The organism is Frateuria defendens (assembly GCF_001182895.1).
Classification (GTDB): Bacteria; Pseudomonadota; Gammaproteobacteria; order Xanthomonadales; family Rhodanobacteraceae; genus Frateuria_B; species Frateuria_B defendens.
In genome coordinates this window covers 1-18,701 of record NZ_LFQR01000134.1, presented here as the reverse complement: position 1 = coordinate 18,701, position 18,701 = coordinate 1, and the positions used below count along the sequence as shown (strand labels likewise).

The 18,701-nt window shown below is 69.6% G+C and carries 14 protein-coding genes; 4 read left to right on the top strand and 10 right to left on the bottom strand.

Annotated features, from left to right (window positions below):
* Positions 1–115 precede the first annotated feature (115 nt).
* The 3 genes from rnr (at position 116) to sugE (ending at position 4,111) form a co-directional block, all read left to right on the top strand.
* Entirely contained in the window at positions 116–2,758 is a 2,643-nt protein-coding gene (rnr, locus tag ACH65_RS15735; RefSeq protein ID WP_082190362.1) for a ribonuclease R, read from the top strand.
* Positions 2,755–3,498, top strand: coding sequence for a 23S rRNA (guanosine(2251)-2'-O)-methyltransferase RlmB (gene rlmB / locus ACH65_RS15730; RefSeq protein WP_049623570.1), 744 nt, complete (start codon positions 2,755–2,757; stop codon positions 3,496–3,498). The genes rnr and rlmB overlap by 4 nt, the downstream gene beginning before the upstream one ends.
* A 295-nt stretch (positions 3,499–3,793) precedes the next feature.
* On the top strand, positions 3,794–4,111 hold the full coding sequence (gene sugE / locus ACH65_RS15725) for a quaternary ammonium compound efflux SMR transporter SugE (RefSeq protein WP_049623569.1): 318 nt from the start codon (positions 3,794–3,796) through the stop codon (positions 4,109–4,111).
* A 232-nt stretch (positions 4,112–4,343) separates the two neighbouring features.
* Here sugE and phoU read toward each other — a convergent pair whose 3' ends face one another.
* The 6 genes from phoU to rnt form a co-directional block, all read right to left on the bottom strand.
* Entirely contained in the window at positions 4,344–5,069 is a 726-nt protein-coding gene (phoU, locus tag ACH65_RS15720) for a phosphate signaling complex protein PhoU (protein ID WP_049623568.1), read from the bottom strand.
* A 97-nt stretch (positions 5,070–5,166) separates the two neighbouring features.
* Positions 5,167–5,970 (bottom strand): phosphate ABC transporter ATP-binding protein PstB, encoded by an 804-nt coding sequence (gene pstB / locus ACH65_RS15715; protein ID WP_049623567.1) that lies wholly within the window; start codon positions 5,968–5,970, stop codon positions 5,167–5,169.
* Positions 5,963–6,829 (bottom strand): phosphate ABC transporter permease PstA, encoded by an 867-nt coding sequence (pstA, locus tag ACH65_RS15710; protein WP_049623566.1) that lies wholly within the window; start codon positions 6,827–6,829, stop codon positions 5,963–5,965. Before pstA ends, pstB begins: the two co-directional genes overlap by 8 nt.
* Positions 6,829–7,848: a phosphate ABC transporter permease subunit PstC gene (gene pstC / locus ACH65_RS15705; RefSeq protein WP_049623579.1), complete on the bottom strand. Its 1,020-nt coding sequence runs from the start codon at positions 7,846–7,848 to the stop codon at positions 6,829–6,831. The genes pstA and pstC overlap by 1 nt, the downstream gene beginning before the upstream one ends.
* 152 nt (positions 7,849–8,000) lie before the next feature.
* Positions 8,001–9,029, bottom strand: coding sequence for a phosphate ABC transporter substrate-binding protein PstS (gene pstS, locus ACH65_RS15700; protein WP_425478313.1), 1,029 nt, complete (start codon positions 9,027–9,029; stop codon positions 8,001–8,003).
* Positions 9,030–9,294: 265 nt separating this feature from the next.
* Entirely contained in the window at positions 9,295–9,954 is a 660-nt protein-coding gene (gene rnt, locus ACH65_RS15695; protein ID WP_049623565.1) for a ribonuclease T, read from the bottom strand.
* Positions 9,955–10,153: 199 nt separating this feature from the next.
* On the opposite strand from rnt, the gene ACH65_RS15690 reads away from it, so the two are divergent.
* The gene (locus ACH65_RS15690) at positions 10,154–11,539 is read left to right on the top strand and encodes a porin family protein (protein WP_049623564.1); all 1,386 of its coding nucleotides are present in this window, start codon (positions 10,154–10,156) and stop codon (positions 11,537–11,539) included.
* A 218-nt stretch (positions 11,540–11,757) separates the two neighbouring features.
* Here ACH65_RS15690 and ACH65_RS15685 read toward each other — a convergent pair whose 3' ends face one another.
* The 4 genes from ACH65_RS15685 to ACH65_RS15670 form a co-directional block, all read right to left on the bottom strand.
* Complete coding sequence (locus ACH65_RS15685; RefSeq protein ID WP_049623563.1) at positions 11,758–12,192, bottom strand: hypothetical protein; 435 nt, start codon at positions 12,190–12,192, stop codon at positions 11,758–11,760.
* Positions 12,193–12,337: 145 nt separating this feature from the next.
* Entirely contained in the window at positions 12,338–13,822 is a 1,485-nt protein-coding gene (locus ACH65_RS15680; protein ID WP_049623562.1) for an efflux transporter outer membrane subunit, read from the bottom strand.
* A gap of 1 nt (position 13,823) precedes the next feature.
* A complete protein-coding gene (locus ACH65_RS15675) occupies positions 13,824–15,014 on the bottom strand; it encodes an efflux RND transporter periplasmic adaptor subunit (protein ID WP_049623561.1) in 1,191 nt (396 codons plus the stop codon).
* Complete coding sequence (locus ACH65_RS15670) at positions 15,004–18,246, bottom strand: efflux RND transporter permease subunit (RefSeq protein ID WP_049623560.1); 3,243 nt, start codon at positions 18,244–18,246, stop codon at positions 15,004–15,006. Before ACH65_RS15670 ends, ACH65_RS15675 begins: the two co-directional genes overlap by 11 nt.
* Positions 18,247–18,701: the final 455 nt, after the last annotated feature.

The window sequence follows — 18,701 nt, the reverse complement described above, 5'->3', positions numbered from 1 at the left end:
AGCCGCTCGGGCTGCGTGAGCCGCGTAGAGTAGGCACCTGTCCGGGTCTTGTCAACTATTCTTTCACTCCAGTGCCCGAAATTTTTTCGGGCACCTCGCACCACAAGGACACTACGTGACCAGAAAACCCCGACCCGGCAGCCGTCGCCACGCCTCGCCGCCTTCGCCGTCCAAGCACGGTGCGCGCCGACCCGGCGCGCACAAGCCGCAGGACCCGCATGCCGAGCGCGAGGCGCAACGCTACGAGCGCCCGATCCCCAGCCGCGAGGTGATCCTCGCGCTGCTGGAAGAACGCGGCGAGCTGCTGACCGAGGCGCGCATCGCCGAAGCGCTGGAGCTTGGCGACGAATACGAGCTCAACGCTCTGCGCAAGCGCCTCAACGCGATGGTGCGCGACGGCCAGCTGCTGCTGGGCCGGCGCGGCGGCTACGCGCCGGCGAACAAGCTCGACCTGATCCCCGGCACCGTACTCGCCAATGCGGAGGGCTACGGCTTCCTGCGTCCCGACGAGGACGGCGAGGATCTCTACCTCTCGCCGCAGCAGATGCGCGGCGTGCTGCACGGCGACCGCGTGCTCGCCAGCGTGGTCGGCATCGACCGGCGCGGGCGCCGGCAGGGCGCTATCGTGGAGGTGCTGCAGCGGCGCCCGTCGCGGCTGGTGGGCCGCGTGGTGGTGGACAACGGCGTCATCGTGGTGGTGCCGGACGACCGCCGCCTGCACCAGGACATCCTCATTCCCCCGGCGCAGACGCAGGACGCGCGCTCGGGCCAGATCGTGGTGGCCGAGATCACCGACCCGCCGACGCCCCAGCGCGGCCCCATCGGCGCCATCCGCGCGGTGCTGGGCGAGCGCCTGCAGCCCTCGCTGCTGGTGGAGATGGCGGTCGCCAGCTACGGCCTGCCGCACGAGTGGCCCGCCGACGTGCTGCGCGAGGCGGCCCAGGTGGAGCCGGCGGTGAGCGCCGCCGAGCGCGAGGGCCGCGTGGACCTGCGCGCGCTGCCGCTGGTGACCATCGACGGCGCCGACGCGCGCGACTTCGACGACGCCGTGTACGCCGAGCCGCGCCGCGGCGGCGGCTGGAAGCTGATCGTGGCGATCGCCGACGTCTCGCACTACGTGCGCCTCGGCAGCGCGCTCGACCGCGAGGCGCACGAACGCAGCACCTCCACCTACTTCCCCGGCTTCGTGGTGCCGATGCTGCCGGAGACGCTGTCCAACGGCATCTGCTCGCTCAACCCGAAGGTGGAGCGGCTGTGCATGGTGTGCGAGATGCAGGTGGACGCGGACGGCGAGGTGGCGCGCTCGAAGTTCTACGACGCGGTGATGCGCTCGCACGCGCGCCTCACCTACGACCGCGTGTGGCAGGCGGTGGGCCTCAAGGACGCCGACGCCCGCCACGAGGTGGCCGACGTGCTGCCGCAGCTCGAGCATCTGCACGCGCTGTACAAGGCCATGGCCGGGCAGCGCCGCCGCCGCGGCGCGATCGACTTCGAGACGGCCGAGGTGAAGTTCCGCCTCGACCAGCGCGGCGAGGTGGAGAGTCTGGGCGCCACCGCGCGCAACGACGCGCACAAGCTGATCGAGGAATGCATGATCGCCGCCAACGTGCAGGCGGCGCTGTTCCTCAGCAAGAAGAAGATCCCCGCGCTGTACCGCGCGCACGAGCCGCCGCCGGCGGAGAAGTTCGAGGACCTGCAGCAGTTCCTGCGCGAGTTCAAGCTCGGCCTGCCGTCGCTGGAAGAGGTGACGCCGGGCGACTTCGCCGACCTGCTGCGCCTGGTGCACGACCGGCCCGAGCGCGAGCTGATCCAGTCGGTGCTGCTGCGCGCGCAGAGCCTGGCGGCCTACCAGCCGGAGAACCTCGGCCACTTCGGCCTGGCGCTGTCGGCCTACGCGCACTTCACCTCGCCGATCCGCCGCTACCCGGACCTGCTGGTGCATCGCGCGATCCGCCACGCGCTCGCCGGCGGCAAGCCCGCCGACTACCGCTACGCGCCGGCCGAGATGGCGGCGCTGGCGGTGCACTGCTCGCAGCGCGAGCGCCGCGCCGAGGAGGCCGAGCGCGACGTGGACGAGCGCTTCAAGTGCGCCTGGCTCGCCAAGCACGTGGGCGAGGAGTTCGAGGGCACGGTGACCGGCGTCACCTCCTTCGGCCTGTTCGTGGAACTGGACGAGTCGAAGGTGTCGGGCCTGGTGCACGTCACCCAGCTGCCCAACGACTATTTCCACTTCGACCCGATCCGCCACCTGCTCAAGGGCGAGCGCACCGGCACGCAGTTCCGCCTGGGCGACCACGTGCGCGTGCAGGTGCTGCGCGCGAGCCTGGAGGATCGCAAGATCGACTTCCGGCTCGCTTCACCGCGGCCGGCGCGCGGCGCGGCGCCGCCGCATCCGGCCAAGGCCTACGACTACGCTGCGGCCGGCGAGCGCTATTCGCTGCCCAAGTCCAAGCCGGCCGGCATGCTCGGCCGCGCGGCCAAGGCCATCGGCCGCGTGTTCGGTCGGCGCAGCGAGGAGCCGGAGGAACCCAAGGCGGCGCCGATCAGCGATAATCCGCCGCCCCGTCCGCGCGCCCATGCGCCGGCGCCTCCGGCCGAGCGGCGTCCCCGCCGTGCCGCCGCGGCGCCGGGCAAGGCGCCCTCGAAGCGGGCGCCGTCGGGCAAGCCCGGCAAGCCGGCCGCGAAGCAGGCGCCGACGCCGCAGGGCGACGGCAGGAAGCCGGGCGGGCGTCCACCGAAACCCAAAGGCAAGCGATGAGCGAAAGTTGGATCGTCGGGATCAACCCGGTCGAAGGCGCGCTGGGCAACGACGCCGAGCGCGTGCGCGAGGTGCTGGTCGAGCAGGGCCAGCGCAACCCGCGCGTGCAGGCGCTGGCCGAGCAGGCCAAGGCCTTGCGCATTCCGGTACACCATCGTCCGCGCGAGCAGCTCGAGCGCCTCGCCGGCGAGGCGCGCCACCAGGGCGTGGCGGCGCGCTACGAGGCGCCGGCGCCGGCGGGTGAGCAGGACCTGCCGGCCCTGCTCGAGGCGGCCGGCAGCGAGGCGCTGGTGCTGGTGCTGGACGGCGTCACCGACCCGCACAATCTCGGCGCCTGCCTGCGCAGCGCGGCGGCGGCCAAGGTCACCGCGGTGGTCGTGCCGAAGGACCGCGCGGTAGGCCTCACCCCGGTGGTGCGCCGCGCCTCCGCCGGCGGCGCCGACCGCGTGCCGCTGGTGGCCGCCACCAATCTCGCGCGGGCGTTGCGCACGCTGAAGGATGCGGGCCTGTGGATCACCGGCCTGGCGGGCGACACCGAGCAGTCGGTGTACGACCTCGACTTGAAGGGCCCGGTGGCGCTGGTGCTGGGCAGCGAAGGCGAGGGCATGCGCCGGCTCACCCGCGAGACCTGCGACTTCGTGGCGAAGATCCCGATGCCGGGCACGATGGAGAGCCTCAACGTCTCCGTCGCCACCGGCATCGTGCTGTTCGAGGCGTTGCGGCAGCGGCAGGCGCGATGACGTAAGCGCGGCGTCGCCCTTCGCCTGGTCGGCCGGTCGCGGCGCAGGCGGAGGGCGCCGGCGGGAGCGCACCCGGCGCGCGTGCCGCAAGCGTGGCGAGCGGCGGGGCAAGCCGCGCGCAGGCCGTTCTGCGTGCGGCAAGCTTCGGCGGCAGCTGTGCTGCTACCGTGGCCGCCTGGCTTGCGGCAAGGCCCGCTTTGCATCGGGGCCGATGCCGCTGTCCGACAGGGACGGCCCTGGCGGCCATCCATCCGACGGGGACGCCCCCGACGCGACGCGCCAACGGAGCTTGCGCATGGCCTGGATCTATCTGCTGCTGGCCGGCCTGTTCGAAATCGGCTGGGCGATCGGCCTCAAATACACCGAGGGCTTCACCCGGCTATGGCCCAGCCTCGCCACCCTCGCCGCGATGGCGGTGAGCCTGGCGCTGCTGGCGTTGGCCGCGAAGAGTTTGCCGATCGGCACCGCCTACGCGGTGTGGACGGGCATCGGCGCGCTCGGCGCCGTGCTGCTGGGGATCGCCCTGTTCGGCGACCCGGCCACGCCGGCCCGGCTGGCCTGCGTGGTGCTGATCGTGGCCGGCATCGTCGGCCTGAAGCTCACCTCGGTCTGAGGGGCTGTTCAAAGTCTCTCCTACCTGCTCCCTCCCCTGCGTGCAGGGGAGGGTTGGGGAGGGGTGAACCCTTGCCTCGAGGCCAGAGTTCACCCCTCCCAGCCTCCCCCTGCAGGGGGAGGAGCCAAGCCGCGTCAACGGCAAGACTTTGAACCGGCTCGGAGGGGCTGTTCACGACCTCCCTTCATGACGCGCTCCACGGCGTTGACGCGCGAGTGGCCCGCGGCGCGGATCACTCGTCGAGCCGGCCGGGCTCCGGGTTGGAGGTGAAGTCGCGCTTGATGCGCTGCTTGTTGAGCGGCTCGCCGTGCACCTGGAACCAGATGTTCTCGGCGATGTTGGTGGCGTGGTCGCCGATGCGTTCGATGTTCTTGGCCATGAAAAGCAGGTGCGTGCACGGCGTGATGTTGCGCGGGTCTTCCATCATGTAGGTGAGCAGCTGGCGGAAGTAGCCGGTGTAGGCGTCGTCCAGCGCCACGTCGTTCTGCCACACCTGGTAGGCACGTTCGGTGTCGCGGTCGTTGTAGGCCGCCAGCACTTCGCGCACCTGCTCCGCCGCCAGTTCGGCGAGGTAGGCCAGGCCGCTGGCCGGCGCCACCGGCGCCACCATCGACAGTGGGATCGAGCGCTTGGCGACGTTGGCGGCGTAGTCACCGATGCGTTCGATGTCGGCGGCGATGCGCAGCGCGGCGAACACGTTGCGCAGGTCGCCGGCGATCGGCGCGCGCAGCGCCAGCAGGCGCACTACGTCGTGGCTGATCTCCTGCTCCATCTGGTCGATGGCGTCGTCGTTGGCCACCACCCGCTGCGCGGCGCGCTCGTCGCGGCGCTCGACCACGTCGATGGCCGACTCCAGCTGGGTCGCCGCCAGCTCGCCCATGCGCACGATCTCGCCGGTGAGGCGGGCCAGCTCGTCGTCGTAGCTCTTGATGATGTGTTCTTTGCCGCTGCCGTTCATGGGTTTTTCTCGGGAGTGGGGAATAGGGAATCGGGAATAGGTGGTGGCGTGCGGGCTTCTGCGATTCCCGATTCTCTATTCCCTATTCCCGGCCGGATCAACCGAACCGGCCGGTGATGTAGTCCTCGGTCTGCTTCTTGCCCGGCTTGGTGAAGATCTGCTCGGTGCGGTCGAACTCGATCAGCTCGCCCAGGTACATGAAGGCGGTGCGGTCCGAGCAGCGCGCCGCCTGCTGCATGTTGTGGGTGACGATGACGATGGTGTACTCGTGCTTGAGTTCTTCCACCAACTGCTCGATGCGGCCGGTGGCGATCGGGTCCAGCGCGGAGGTGGGCTCGTCCAGCAGCAGCACCTCGGGCCGGAGCGCGATGGCGCGGGCGATGCAAAGACGCTGCTGCTGGCCGCCGGAGAGGCCGAGCGCGTTCTGCTTGAGCTTGTCCTTGACCTCGTCCCACAGTGCGGCGCTGCGCAGCGCCTGCTCGACGCGCGCCTCCATCTCGCTGCGGGACAGCCGTTCGTGGTGGCGGATGCCGTAGGCCACGTTCTCGAAGATGGTCATCGGGAACGGCACCGGTTTCTGGAACACCATGCCGACCTTGCTGCGCAGGCGGTTCATCGAATAGCCGGGGGCGAGGATGTTCTCGCCGTCCAGCTCGATCGAGCCCCGGGCCTCGAGCTTGGGATAGATCGCGTAGATGCGGTTGAAGATGCGCAGCAGGGTGGACTTGCCGCAGCCGGAGGGGCCGATGATGGCGGTGACCTGCTTCTCCGGCACGTCCATGCTGATGCCCTTCAGGGCATGGAAGCCGTCGTAGTAGAAGTTGAGGTCGCGCACCTTCAGCTTGGGCGGCGTGGCCGCCGCGGCCTGGACCGGCGGCGCGGCGAGGGCCGAGTCATTCATGGGACACCTTGTTGCGGGAAAGGACGAAACGGGACGCCAGGCTGAGCAGCAGCACGAACATGGTGACCACGAACGCGCCCGCCCAGGCCAGGGCGTGCATGGCGTCGCCCGGATCGTTGGCGTACTGGTAGATCACCTGCGGCAGGCTGGCCATCTTGTCCAGCGGGTTGAGCGTCATGTAGTTGTTGCCGAAGGCGGTGAACAGCAGCGGCGCCGTCTCGCCGCTGATGCGCGCCAGCGCCAGCAGCACGCCGGTGATGATGCCCGAGCGCGCCGCGCGCACCAGGATCTGACAGGTCAGCTTCCACTGCGGCACGCCCAGCGACAGCGCCGCCTCGCGCAGGGTGGAGGGCACCAGGCGCAGCATCTCGTCGGTGGTGCGCACGATCACCGGCAGCGCGATCAACGCCAGCGCCACGCCGCCGGCGAAGCCGGAGAAGGTGGTGTTGCCGGAGGTGAGCGAGGTGATGGGCAGCACCACGATGGTGTAGACGAACAGGCCCAGCACGATCGAGGGCGCCGACAGCAGGATGTCGTTCAAGAAGCGGATCGCCTCGCCCAGGCGGGTGCGGTTGGCGTATTCGGCCAGCCAGGTGCCGGCCAGCACGCCGATCGGCGTGGCGATGGCGATGCCGATGAAGTCGATGATCAGGCTGCCGACCATGGCGTTGGCCAGGCCGCCGTCCTCGCCGTAGGCGGTGATCTTGGTGAAGAGCTTGAGGTCCAGCGCGGCGATGCCCTGGCGCAGGGTCTCCCACAGGATCCACACCAGGAAGGCGAGGCCGAGCAGGGTGGCCAGGCCCGAGAGGGCCAGCGCCACCCAGTTGGCGATGCGCCGGCGCAGGTAGAGCGCGCTCATCAGCGGCCCTCCTTGTGCGCCAGCCGGCGCAGCATCAGGCGCGCGATCAAGAGCACGATGAAGGTCACCACGAACAGCAGGAAGGCCAGCGCCATCAGCGCGGACTTCTGCATGCCGGCCGCCTCGCTGAACTGGTTGGCGATGGTGGAGGCGATCGAGGCACCCGGGTCGAGCAGGGAGGGGGAGAGCTGCATGGCGTTGCCGAGCACGAAGGTCACCGCCATGGTCTCGCCCAGCGCGCGGCCCAGCCCCAGGAAGATGCCGCCGATCACCGCCGAGCGGGTGTAGGGCAGCACGATGTCCCACACCACCTCCCAGGTGCTCGAGCCCAGCGCGTAGGCGGACTCCTTGAGCCGCGTGGGCACGGTCTGGAACACCTCGCGCATCACCGAGGAAATGAACGGGATGATCATCACCGCCAGCACGATGCCGGCGGCCAGCACGCTGGCGCCGAACGGCGAGTCGCTGCCGAACAGCTTGCCCACGAAGGGCACGTGCGCGGCCACCCACGACAACTTGCCGTCGTCGGGCTTGTCGCCGAGGTAGTTGGTGAGCCACGGCTTGATGTGGTCGGCGAAGAACGGGGCGAACACGAACAGACCCCACATGCCGTAGATGATCGAAGGGATGCCGGCCAGCAGCTCGATCGCCGAGGCCACCGGCGTGCGCAGCCAACGCGGCGCCACTTCGGAGAGGTAGACGGCGACGCCGAAGCTCACCGGCACCGCGATCAGCAGCGCGATGGCCGAGGTCACCAGCGTGCCGTACACCGGCACCAGCGCGCCGTAGGTGTCGCTGCCCGGGTCCCAGGCCGAGCTGGCCAGGAAGCCGAGCCCGAAGTGGCCGAAGGCCTCGCGCCCGCCCCACAGGGTGGCGCCGGCGGCGCCGAGCAGGGCGGCCAGCACCAGCAGGGCGCAGAGCTTGAGCAGCCAGCCGAACAGTCGGTCGTCGCGCGCGTCGCGGCGGGCGCGCTGCTCTTGGATCATGCCGGGCGCGGTGACACCGTCGTTCGCTTGCATCTGCTCCATCTTCCTCTATCGCGACAGGGGGCGAGCCATCGCATCGTGCACGATGCCGTTCAAGCCGTGGGCCGCCCCGTCCGGAAGGACGAGGCGGCCCGGTCGATCGGCCTCGGCGGCCGGTGCCGCGCCACGCGGGCGCGGCGGGGGCATCAGTGCTTGAACTCGCTGGTCCAGTAGGCCTCGATGTTCTTCACCAGCGCGGGCGGCAGCGCCACGTAGTCGAGCGAGGCGGCCTGCTGCTGGCCATTCTCCAACGCCCACTTGAAGAAGTCGAAGGCGACCTTGGTGTGCTCGGCGTTCTTCGGCTGCTTGTACAGGATCACCCAGGTGGTGGCGGTGATCGGCCAGGCGTTGGCGCCCGGCGCGTTGGTCATGATCAGGTTGAAGTCCTTGGCCGAGGCCCAGTCCGCGGTGGCCGCGGCGGCGGCGAAGGTCTCCGCGCTCGGCGCCACGAACGCGCCGGCGGCGTTCTTGAGGTTGATCCAGCTGATCTTGTTCTTCACCGCGTAGGCGTACTCGACGTAGCCGATCGAGCCCTTGATCTGGCGCACGTACTGCGACACGCCCTCGTTGCCCTTGCCGCCCACGCCGCTCGGCCAGTCGACCGAGGTGCCGAACTTCACCTTGTCGGCCCACTCGGGGTTCACCTTGGACAGGTAGTTGGTGAAGTTGAACGAGGTGCCCGAGCCGTCGGAGCGGTGCACCACGGTGATCTTGCCCGCGGGCAGGGCGAGGCCGGCGTTGAGCGCGGCGATCTTGGGGTCGTTCCAGTTGGTGATCTTGCCCAGGAAGATGTCGCCCAGGGTGGCGCCGTCGAGCTTGAGCTGGCCGGCCTGCACGCCGGTGATGTTGACCACCGGCACGATGCCGCCGACCACCACCGGGAACTGGCCCAGGCCGAACTTGGCCAGGTCCTCGGCCTTCATCGGTGCGTCGGAGGCGCCGAAGTCGATGGTGCCTTCCTTGATCTGCGCGATGCCGGCGCCCGAGCCCACCGACTGGTAGTTGAGCTTGTTGCCGGTCTTCTCGGCGTAGCTGGCCGACCACTTGGACAGCACCGGATAGACGAAGCTGGAGCCCGCGCCGGTGATGTCGGTGGCCTGCGCGGCCGTGCCGAACACGGCGGCGGCGGCGATCGCGGCGATCGAGCCGAGGCGGATCAGGGTGGATGCGTTCAACACGGTTGCTCCTTCAGCAGGCTGTGCGGCACGGGGAATTCCCGTCCGCCGCCATTTCAAGCCGGACGTGTTGCAATGAAATGAGCTGGATGTTTCACCAATATGACAATCGGGCAGGATTGTCATGACCGGCGCCCCGCGCGAGCTTGCAAAGCCTTGCGCGGACAGTCGCTTAGAGCCTGTTCAACATCTTAGCTTATGGGCGGGACTTGGCGCCTCCCTCTGCACGCAGGAGAGGGAGCAGGCAGCGGTTCTGGGCAGGCTCTTAGGCGACGTCCAGGCCGCTTTGCTCGCGTTCGGCCAGTTCCAGCCGGCGCCAGCGGTTGACGATGGCGCAGAACAGCTCGGCCGTGCGCTCGGCGTCGTACACCGCCGAGTGCGCCTCGCGGGCGTCGAAGACGTGGCCGGAGGCCTGCACCGCCTTGCTCAGCACGGTCTGCCCGTAGGCCAGGCCGCTCAGCGTGGCGGTGTCGAAGCAGCTGAAGGGGTGGAACGGGTTGCGCTTGTGGCCGCAGCGGCGCACGGCGGCATTGAGAAAGGAGAGGTCGAAGGCGGCGTTGTGGCCGACCAGGATGGCGCGCTGGCACTCGGCCTCGCGCATGGCCTGGCGGATCGGGGCGAACACCTGGTCCAGCGCCAGCCGCTCGGTCAGGGCGCCGCGCAGCGGGTTGTCCGGGTCGATGCCGGTGATCTCCAGCGAGCGCGGGTCGATGCGCGCGCCGGGGAAGGGCTCGACGTGGGCGAACACCGTGGGCAGCGGGCGCAGCAGGCCCTCCTCGTCCATCGCCAGGGCCACCGCGGCGATCTCCAGCAGGGCGTCGTGCTCGGCGTCGAAGCCGCCGGTTTCCACGTCCACCACCACCGGCAGGAAGCCGCGGAAGCGCTCGGCCATGCGGGGGGACAGGCTATTGCTCGGATTCTCCATCGGCCAAGCATATCAGTCGCGCTCGCCGCCGCACCGGGGCAGGAGGCCGCAAGCGGGGTGGCTGTCTTCGTTCTGTCATGCGAAGTGCACAGAAGCGTAAAAGGCCCGCCGCATCCTGTGCCGGCCCGAAGCTGGCCGCCATCGCGATCGATAGGGGGCGCGATCCAGCCGGCTCTTTTCCTATCTACGGAGACAGTCCATGCGTTCGAAGTTGCTCGCGGTAGCCATCGCTGCCGGCCTGGGCGTTGCCAGCCTCCACGTTGCGGCGGAGCCGGCACAGACGAAGAAGGCCCACAAGCCGGCGGCGAGCCAGTCGCAGGCTTCCTCGTCCGCCAGCGCCGAGATCGAGGCGCTGAAGGCCCAGCTGCAGGCCCTGCAGGCCAAGGTGGACGAGCTGCAGGAGCGCACGGATGCGCAGTCGGACATCAACGTCAGCACCGGCCAGAACATCGAGGCGGTGCAGAAGGCGCAGGTGGCGGCCGACAAGAAGGTGTCGACGATCGACAAGTTCGTCAACAACACCAAGATCGGCGGCACCATGTTCTTCGACTTCACCAACGTGGACCACAAGGAGCGCGGCACGGCCGGCGGCTTCGCCGACAAGGACGGCCACGGCTCGGTGAACGGCTCCGGCTTCGACATGAAGCGCTTCTACCTGGTGGTGGACCACCAGTTCAACGACATCTGGTCGGCCAACCTCACCACCGACTTCAACTACGTCAGCGCCATCGGCCAGACCAGCCTGTTCGTGAAGAAGGCCTACGTGCAGGGCAAGTTCGACCCGCTCTTCACCGTGCGCCTGGGCGCCAACGACATGCCGTGGATCCCGTTCGCCGAGAAGTGGTACGGCTACCGCTTCCTGGAGAACACCATCACCGATCGCTCCATCGACGGCGGCCGCGGCTCGCCCAGCGCGGCGGCGGCGGGCGTGGGTTCGTTCGGCAACTCCTCCGACTGGGGTATCCATGCCCTGGGCGGCACCACCGGCGACAACTCGTTCAACTACCAGCTGTCGGTGGTCAACGGCCGCGGCTTCCGCAATCCGTCGCGCTCGAAGGGCGTGGACGTGGAGGGCCGCTTCGCCTACCAGCCGATCGAGGAGATGGTGCTGGCCGTGGGCGGCTACACCGGCAAGCGCGGCAACGACGTGGAGAACGGCCAGCCGACCCGCACCGCCACCCGCGGCAATGCGCTGGCGATGTTCCGCAACAAGACCTTCGGCGTGGGCGTGGAGTACTTCACCGCCAACAACTGGGACGACGTGCTCGAGCATGCCGGCGTCTCGACCGACCCGATCAGCCGCAAGGACAAGGCCAACGGCTACTCGGTGTTCGCCGACTGGACCTTCATCCCGCAGTGGTCCGTGTTCGCCCGCTACGACTACGTGGACTACAAGTACTGGCTGTACACCAACAACACCCAGCAGAAGCTCAAGGACACCTACTACAACGCCGGTGTGTCCTACGACGTGCTGAAGAACCTGCGCCTGGCGCTGGCCTGGAAGTACGACAAGCTCCAGGGCCCGAACAGCGCGTTCCAGTACAAGACCAACGAAGTCGGTCTGTGGGGCCAGCTGACGTTCTGAGCATCGGTTATCGGAAGGGAGTTCGACCCAAGGATGGAGAACGGCGGGCCTGGTGCCCGCCGTTTGCTTTCGGGGCGACGCAATGCGCCGTCTCGCGTTTCACCATCGAAGGCGGGCACGGTGCGCGGCCCGCTGGGATGCGGACGGGCATCCCTGGAATGGAGGAACTCGGTGAGAGGCCGGCGACGGAAGCGCCGGGGCAGCGTCCCGAAACGTCGTTACGGCGTGGACGCCGGCGGCGCCGGCGGCACCAATGCCTCTTCCGCGAGGTGGGCCAGGCGCTGGCGGGCGGCGAGACCGGTATCGCGCGCAGGGCCGGCGGCCGCCACGAAGTGTGCGGTGGAGAGCGGGGTCTGGCCCTGGCAGAGCGTGACGCCGTAGCGTTCGAGCGGGCCGGGTTGGGCCGAGGCCGGCCCGGCGGTGCAGCCGGCGTCGGCGGTGCGCTCGTAGCCGTACACCAGGTGCAGGCCATGGCTGTCGGGAGCGCCGTCCGGGGCGACCCGGGCGGCTTCGGCCGCCAGCGTGCCCGAGGGTTTGACCAGCGGCTCGGAGCTGATGGTGTTGGCGCAGCCGGCCAGCAGGCCGGTGCAGGCGGCCGCGAGGGCCAGGGCGGAGCCTTGCTTGAGCAGGGCGGGGCGTCGGAAGAGGTGCATCGGTGTCTCCTGTCGGGTGAGGGCCGCCGTGGCGGGCTGCCACGGCGTCGCCAGGCCGACGGGAGCGCCGGCGCGAGGCGCGCCGGCCGTCCCTGTGCGTCGCGCCGGCGGGCCTGGCCAGGGCCGGCGCGATCGTCCTCGCCGCTCAGCGCGCCGCGGTCATCGGCGCATGGCCGCCTGCCGCGGCCTGCGCCAGCGCCGCCGTGCTCCAGCCGCCGCCCACCGCGCGGATCAGGTCCACGCTGGCCTGCAGGCGGCGGGTGCGCACGGCCTCGGTCATGCGTTGCGCGTCCAGCACCACGGTCTGCGCCGTCACCACGTCGAGGTAGCTCACCGCGCCCTCGCGGTAGCGGTTGGTGGCGATGGTCTGCGACTGCGTGGCGGCGTCCGCCGCGGCCTGCTCCTGCTCGGCCTCCTGGCCGAGGTTCTTCAGCAGCGAGAGGTTGTCCTCCACCTGCTGGAAGGCGCCGAGCACCGTGCTGCGGTACTGCGCGGAGGCCTCGTCGAAGGCGGCGCGCGCCTCGCGCACCTGGGCGCGGCGCAGGCCGCCGTCGAACAGGTTGAGCGCGGCCAGCGGGCCCACCGCCCAGAAGCGGTTGCCGGCGGTGAGCAGGCTGCCGCCGCCCATGTTCTGCCAGCCGTACTGGCCCGAGAGGCTGAGGCTCGGGAAGAAGGCCGCGCGGGCCACGCCGATCTGCGCGTTGGCGGCAAAGGTGCGCCGCTCGGCGGCGGCGATGTCCGGCCGGCGCTGCAACAGGGTGGAAGGAATGCCGAGTGGGATCGCCGGCACCGTGAGCGGCGTGGCGTCGGCAGGCAGGCTGAAGCTGGAGGCCGGCTCGCCGACCAGGCTGGCGATGGCGTGCTCGGCCAGCGCGCGCTGGGCGGCCACGTCGGAGGCCTGCGCCTGGGCGTCGGAGAGCTGCGCCTGGGCGCGGGTCACGTCCAGCATCGAGGTGATGCCGCCGGCGAAGCGGTCCTTGGTCAGTTGCAGGCCCTGCCGGTAGACGCCGATGGAGTCGGTGAGGATGCGCGCCTGGATGTCCAGCCCGCGCGCCTGGATGTAGAGGTCGGCCAGCTCGGCCTCCAGGCTCAGCTTGGCCGAGGCGAGGTCCGCCGCCGAGGCGGCGGCCTGTGCGTTGCCCGCCTTCACCTGGTTGCGGATGCGGCCCCACAGGTCCAGCTCGTAGTCGAGCGCGAGGCCGGCGGTGTTGCTGGTGTATTCGTCCGGCTGGTTGGCGCCGCGCAGCGGCTTGTTGTTGGACTGGCGGATGCGCTGCGGGTTGGCGCCGAGGTCGAGGCTCGGGAAGAGCCCCGCGCGCAGCTGGCCGGCGTAGGCGGTGGCCATGTCGTAGCGGGCCAGCGCCGCCGCCAGGGTGGGGCTGTGCTGGTCCAGGCGGGTTTCCAGCTCGCCGAGCGTGCGGTCGCCGTAGGCCGACCACCAGTCGCCGCGCGGCTGGGCGTCGGCGGGCGCGGCCTGCACCCACATCTTGTCCACTTCCTTGTAGGCGGCGGGCACGACCGTCTCGGGCACGCGGTAGGTCGGCGCCAGCGAGCAGCCGGCGAGGGCGGCGAGCAGGCCGGCGGCGAGCAGGCTGCGCCGGACGGCGCGCGGGGGAAGGGCGCGCGTCATGTCAGCCTGCCTTGGCGACGGCGGTGGCGTTCTTGCCGTCTGCGTCCGACACGCGCACCGCGTCGCCCTGCTGCAGCGAGTCGGTGGGGTTGACGACCACGCGGTCGTGCGGGGTCAGGCCCTGGTCGATCTCCAGCGTCTGGCCCATGTCGAGCGCGATGTGCACGTCGTGCAGCACCACCTTGCCGTGATCGTCCACGGTGGCCATCTGTGGGCCGGCCGCGCGGAACAGCAGCGCGCTGGAGGGCACCACCACCAGTTGGCTGTTGGGGATGGCCTGGAAGTGCACGTCGGCGTAGTCGCCGGGCAGCAGGTGGTTGTCCTTGTTGTTCACCATGAACTGCGCCAGCACCGCACCGGAGAGCTGGTTGACCGCGCCGGAGGTGCCCACCAGCGTCGCGTCGTAGAGTTGGCCCGGGTGTTCGGGCACCGCCAGCTGCACCTTCATGCCGGGCTTGACCATGGTGCTGTAGTTCTGCGGCACGCTCACGTACAGGCGCAGCTTGCTGGTGTCGGCCACGGTGAACAGTTCCGGGCCGGTGGAGACGTTGGCGGTGATCAGGTCGCCGATGTCGGTGCGGCGCGCGGTGACGGTGCCGTCGAAGGGCGCGATGATCTTCTTGTACGACTCCAGCGCGGCCAGCCGGTCCACGTTGGCCTGGGCGGAGAGCACGCTGGCGTGGGCCGAGTCGGCCTGGCCTTCCTTCTCGTCCAGCTCCTGCTGCGAGACCGAGTTGGAGGCGCGCAGGTTCTTCCAGCGGCGGGCGCTGACGTCGGCCAGGCGGGCGTCAGCCTGGTAGCGCACCAGGTCGGCCTTGGCCTGCTCGTACTGCTGGTCGAGGTCGGGCGTGTCGATCTTCGCCAGCACGTCGCCGGCCTTCACCGCGGTGCCGATGTCCTTGTACCAGTCCTTCAGGTAGCCGCTGACGCGGGCGCGGATCGGCGCGTTGTTCCAGGCGTCGAGGCGGCCCGGCAGGGTCATGGTGTTGCCGGCCGCCTCGCCGGGCGGGGCCAGCTGCACGGTCGGGGTCAGCTGGTCGTCGGTCCAGCTCTCCAGCGCCTGGGCGTCGCGGTGGCGGTTGTACAGGCCCCACACCACCGCCAGGATCACCACCACCAGGAAGATCCCGCCGAGCTTCTTCAGCGGCAGCTTGGTCTGGCTGACGGGCAGGGTTGCGTCGTTATGCGACATCGGGGGTAGCTCCGGAAACGGAAGAGGAAGAGGTGTCGGCCTGCTCGCGGCCGTGCACGAGGCTGAAGATCACCGGCACGAACAGCAGCGTGGCGCAGGTGGCGAACAGCAGGCCGCCGATCACCGCGCGGCCGAGCGGCGAGTTCTGCTCCTGCGCCAGGGCCAGCGGCAGCATGCCGATGATCATCGCCAGCGCGGTCATGCAGACCGGGCGGAAGCGGGTGAAGCCGGCCTCGGTGGCGGCGCGCAGCGCGTCGCCGTGCTCGGCCAGCCGCTCGCGGCAGAAGCTCACCACCAGGATCGAGTTGGCCGTGGCCACGCCCATGCAGAGGATGGCGCCGGTGAGCGCAGGCACCGAGAGCGTGGTGCGGCTGACGAACAGCATCCACACGATGCCGGCCAGTGCCGCGGGCAGGGCGGTGATGATCACGAACGGGTCCAGCCACGACTGGAAGTTCACCACGATCAGCAGGTAGATCAGCACCACCGCGCCGAGCAGGCCGAACAGCAGGCCGGAGAAGGCCACGTTCATGGTGCCGGTCTGGCCGTACAGGGCCACGTTGGCGCCCCTGGGTCGCTCCTTCTCCATCGAGGCGAGCAGCTTGTTGACGTCGTCGGAGACGCCGCCGAGGTCGCGGTCCTGCACGGTGGCGAAGATGTCGAACGAGGGCGCGATGTTGTAGTGGCTCACCACCGCCGCGCTCGGCACCCGCTTGAACGTGGCCAGGCCACCGAGGATCTGGTAGTTGCCGGGCCCGCTGCGCGGCGTGATCGGCAGGGTCTGCAGGTCCGTCATCGAATCCATCAGGTACTGCGGCGTGGCCGCGGCGACCGCGTAGGAGACGCCGTTGGCGGGGTTCAGCCAGTAAGTGGGCGCCACCTGCGAGCTGCCGGCCAGGCTCGCCACCATGCTGTTGGTGACGTCGCTCTCGGTGATGCCCAAGCCGTTGGCGCGCACGCGGTCCACGTTCACCAGCAGCTCGGGGTAGTTCATCGCCTGCTGGATGCGCACGTCGGCGATGCCGGGGATGGCGCGCATGCGGCGCATGATGTCCACCGCGTAGGCGTAGTTGCCGTCGCGGTTGGGGCCGCTGATCTTCACGTCCAGCGGAGCCGGCGCGCCGAAGTTGAGGATCTGGCTGGTGATGTCCGCCGGCAGGAAGGAGAAGCTGCTGCCCGGGAAGGCGCGCGGCAGCTCGGTGCGCAGCTTGCGCACGTAGTCGGCCGCGGGGGCGTGGCCCTCCTTCAGCGCGATCTGGATGTCGCCGTCCTGCGGGCCGATGGTGCCGCTGGCGTTGTAGGTCACGTTGATGCCGCTGGTCGGCAGGCCGATGTTGTCGACGATGGTGCCGAGGTCCTTCGGCGGAATGACCTGGCGGACCGCCGCCTCGATGCGGTCGAACTCGGCCGCGGTTTCCTCCAGCCGGGTGCCGGTGGGGGCGCGCACGTGCATGGCGATCGACTCGGCGTCCACCGAGGGGAAGAAGTTGCGGCCCAGCGTGGGTACCAGCAGGAAGGACAGCAGCACGAAGCCGAGGAAGCCGATGATGAAGCGCTTGCGGTTGGACAGCGCCATCGTCAGCAGCCACAGGTAACCCTCGCGCACCTTCTCGAAACGGGCCTCGAAGCCCTTCTGGAAGGCCGACAGGGCGCCCAGCACACGCGACGTCCCGGCCGGCTCGCGGCGGTCGCCGTCGTGGTGGTTGACGAAGGGCGCCTCCGGGTGTTGGCCGGGCTCCGCCTCCGTCACGTGGGGTTTGAGCAGGTACATCGCCAGCGTCGGCACCAGGGTGCGCGAGAGGAGGAAGGAGGAGGCCATGGCGAAGATCACCGCCATCGCCATCGGCCGGAACAGGAAGCCGGCGATGCCGCCCAGCATGAACATCGGCACGAACACGATGCAGATGCACAGCAGCGAGACGAAGGCCGGGGTCACGATCTGCTTGGCGCCGTCCATGATCGCCGTGCGCACGTCCTTGCCCTGCTCCAGGTGCCAGTTGATGTTCTCGATGGTCACCGTGGCGTCGTCCACCAGGATGCCCACCGCGAGCGCCAAGCCGCCCAGGGTCATCACGTTGAGCGTCTGCCCGGTGGCCGAGAGCAGGGCGATGGCCGAGAGCACCGCCAGCGGGATCGAAATGGCGATGATGATGGTGGAGCGCCAGCTGCCCAGGAACACCAGGATCATCAGCGAGGTCAGCACCGCCGCGATGATGCCCTCGCGCGCCACCGAGGCGATCGCCGCCTTCACGAAGGTGGACTGGTCGTTCATCTGGGTGATCTTGAGGCCCGGCGGCGTGGTTTCCTCGATGCGCGGCAGCGAGGACTTGATGCCGGCCACCACGTCCAGGGTGGAGGCGTTGCCGCCCTTGAGCATGGTCATCAGCACCGCGCGGCGGCCGTCCACGCGCACTTCGTTCTGCTGCGGCGGCGAGCCGTCGCGCACATGCGCCACCTGGCCGATGGTGATGGTCGCGCCGTTCACCGTCTTGATCGGCAGGTTGTTGAGCGCGGCCACCGCGGTGGGGCTGTTGTTGAGCTGGATGGTGTACTCGTACTGGCCGATCTTGGCCGTGCCCACCGGTATGATCTGGTTCTGCGCCGCCAGCGCATTGCCCACGTCCTGCGCCGACAGGCCCACCGAGGCCAGCGCCTGCGGGTTGAGGTCCAGCGTGATCTGGCGCGTGCGGCCGCCGTAGGGGTTGGGCATCGCCAGGCCCGGCACCGAGGCCAGCGCGGGGCGGATGAAGTTCGACGCGGTGTCGTAGATGCGCGCCTCCGACAGCGAGTGGCTGGACAGCGCCAATTGCAGGATCGGCACCGTCGAGGCGCTGTAGTTGAGGATCAGCGGCGGCGTCATGCCCGGCGGCATCTGCTTGAGCACCGTCTGCGACACCGAGGTCACCTGCGCCGTGGCGGTGCGGATGTCCACCGTGGGCTGAAAGTAGATCTTCACGATGCCCATGCCGGGCAGCGACTGCGACTCGATGTGGTCGATGTCGCCCACCGTCGCCGTCAGCGCGCGCTCGTAGTAGTACAGCACGCGGCCGGACATGTCGTTGGGCGAGAGGCCCGTGTACGACCAGGCCACGCCCACCACCGGAATGCCGATGTTGGGGAAGATATCGGTCGGCGTCTTGAAGGCGGCCAGCGGGCCGGCGATCAGGATCAGGATCGCCAGCACGATGAAGGTGTACGGACGCGCCAGGGCAATGCGGACTAGACCAAGCATGAAGGATTCCGTGGCTCAGAGGCGGGAGTTGCGTCCCGCGCCCAGGCGATGCCGGCGGCGGAACAGCCGGCGATGCGCCGGTTGTGCTGCATCATGGTCAGAGCGCCTTATCGGAACCTTTTGTCGGGCTTGCCGCAGGTCACGCGTGGCGATTTGTCGCAAGGTTGCGGCGTGCGGATGCGCTGATGCGAGGTGTTCTTCAATGCTGGCGTGGGCCGGGATGGAAGAGTCGAGGCGACAAGCGATGGACGAGGGGCGGGGCGCGCTTGCGTTGCAGCCAGTTGCAAGCCGGCGTGTCGGTGTTTCGGTTTCACGTGTTCGTTCGTCGATGCGTTCTTGGGATCTGGCCGGCCTTTGGCCGGGGTTTCGCTCATCTGCCGATGAGCGAGTTACTTTCTCTTGCTTGTCCAAGAGAAAGTAACCAAAGAGAAGGACACCCCGAGGGCGCGCCTTCC

Coding starts and splice junctions, on each gene's coding strand:
- rlmB (WP_049623570.1), top strand. CDS start 2,755: ATGAGCGAAAGTTGGATCGTCGGGATCAACCCGGTCGAAGGCGCGCTG.
- sugE (WP_049623569.1), top strand. CDS start 3,794: ATGGCCTGGATCTATCTGCTGCTGGCCGGCCTGTTCGAAATCGGCTGG.
- phoU (WP_049623568.1), bottom strand. CDS start 5,069: ATGAACGGCAGCGGCAAAGAACACATCATCAAGAGCTACGACGACGAG.
- pstB (WP_049623567.1), bottom strand. CDS start 5,970: ATGAATGACTCGGCCCTCGCCGCGCCGCCGGTCCAGGCCGCGGCGGCC.
- pstA (WP_049623566.1), bottom strand. CDS start 6,829: ATGAGCGCGCTCTACCTGCGCCGGCGCATCGCCAACTGGGTGGCGCTG.
- pstC (WP_049623579.1), bottom strand. CDS start 7,848: ATGCAAGCGAACGACGGTGTCACCGCGCCCGGCATGATCCAAGAGCAG.
- rnt (WP_049623565.1), bottom strand. CDS start 9,954: ATGGAGAATCCGAGCAATAGCCTGTCCCCCCGCATGGCCGAGCGCTTC.
- ACH65_RS15690 (WP_049623564.1), top strand. CDS start 10,154: ATGCGTTCGAAGTTGCTCGCGGTAGCCATCGCTGCCGGCCTGGGCGTT.
- ACH65_RS15685 (WP_049623563.1), bottom strand. CDS start 12,192: ATGCACCTCTTCCGACGCCCCGCCCTGCTCAAGCAAGGCTCCGCCCTG.
- ACH65_RS15680 (WP_049623562.1), bottom strand. CDS start 13,822: ATGACGCGCGCCCTTCCCCCGCGCGCCGTCCGGCGCAGCCTGCTCGCC.
- ACH65_RS15675 (WP_049623561.1), bottom strand. CDS start 15,014: ATGTCGCATAACGACGCAACCCTGCCCGTCAGCCAGACCAAGCTGCCG.
- ACH65_RS15670 (WP_049623560.1), bottom strand. CDS start 18,246: ATGCTTGGTCTAGTCCGCATTGCCCTGGCGCGTCCGTACACCTTCATC.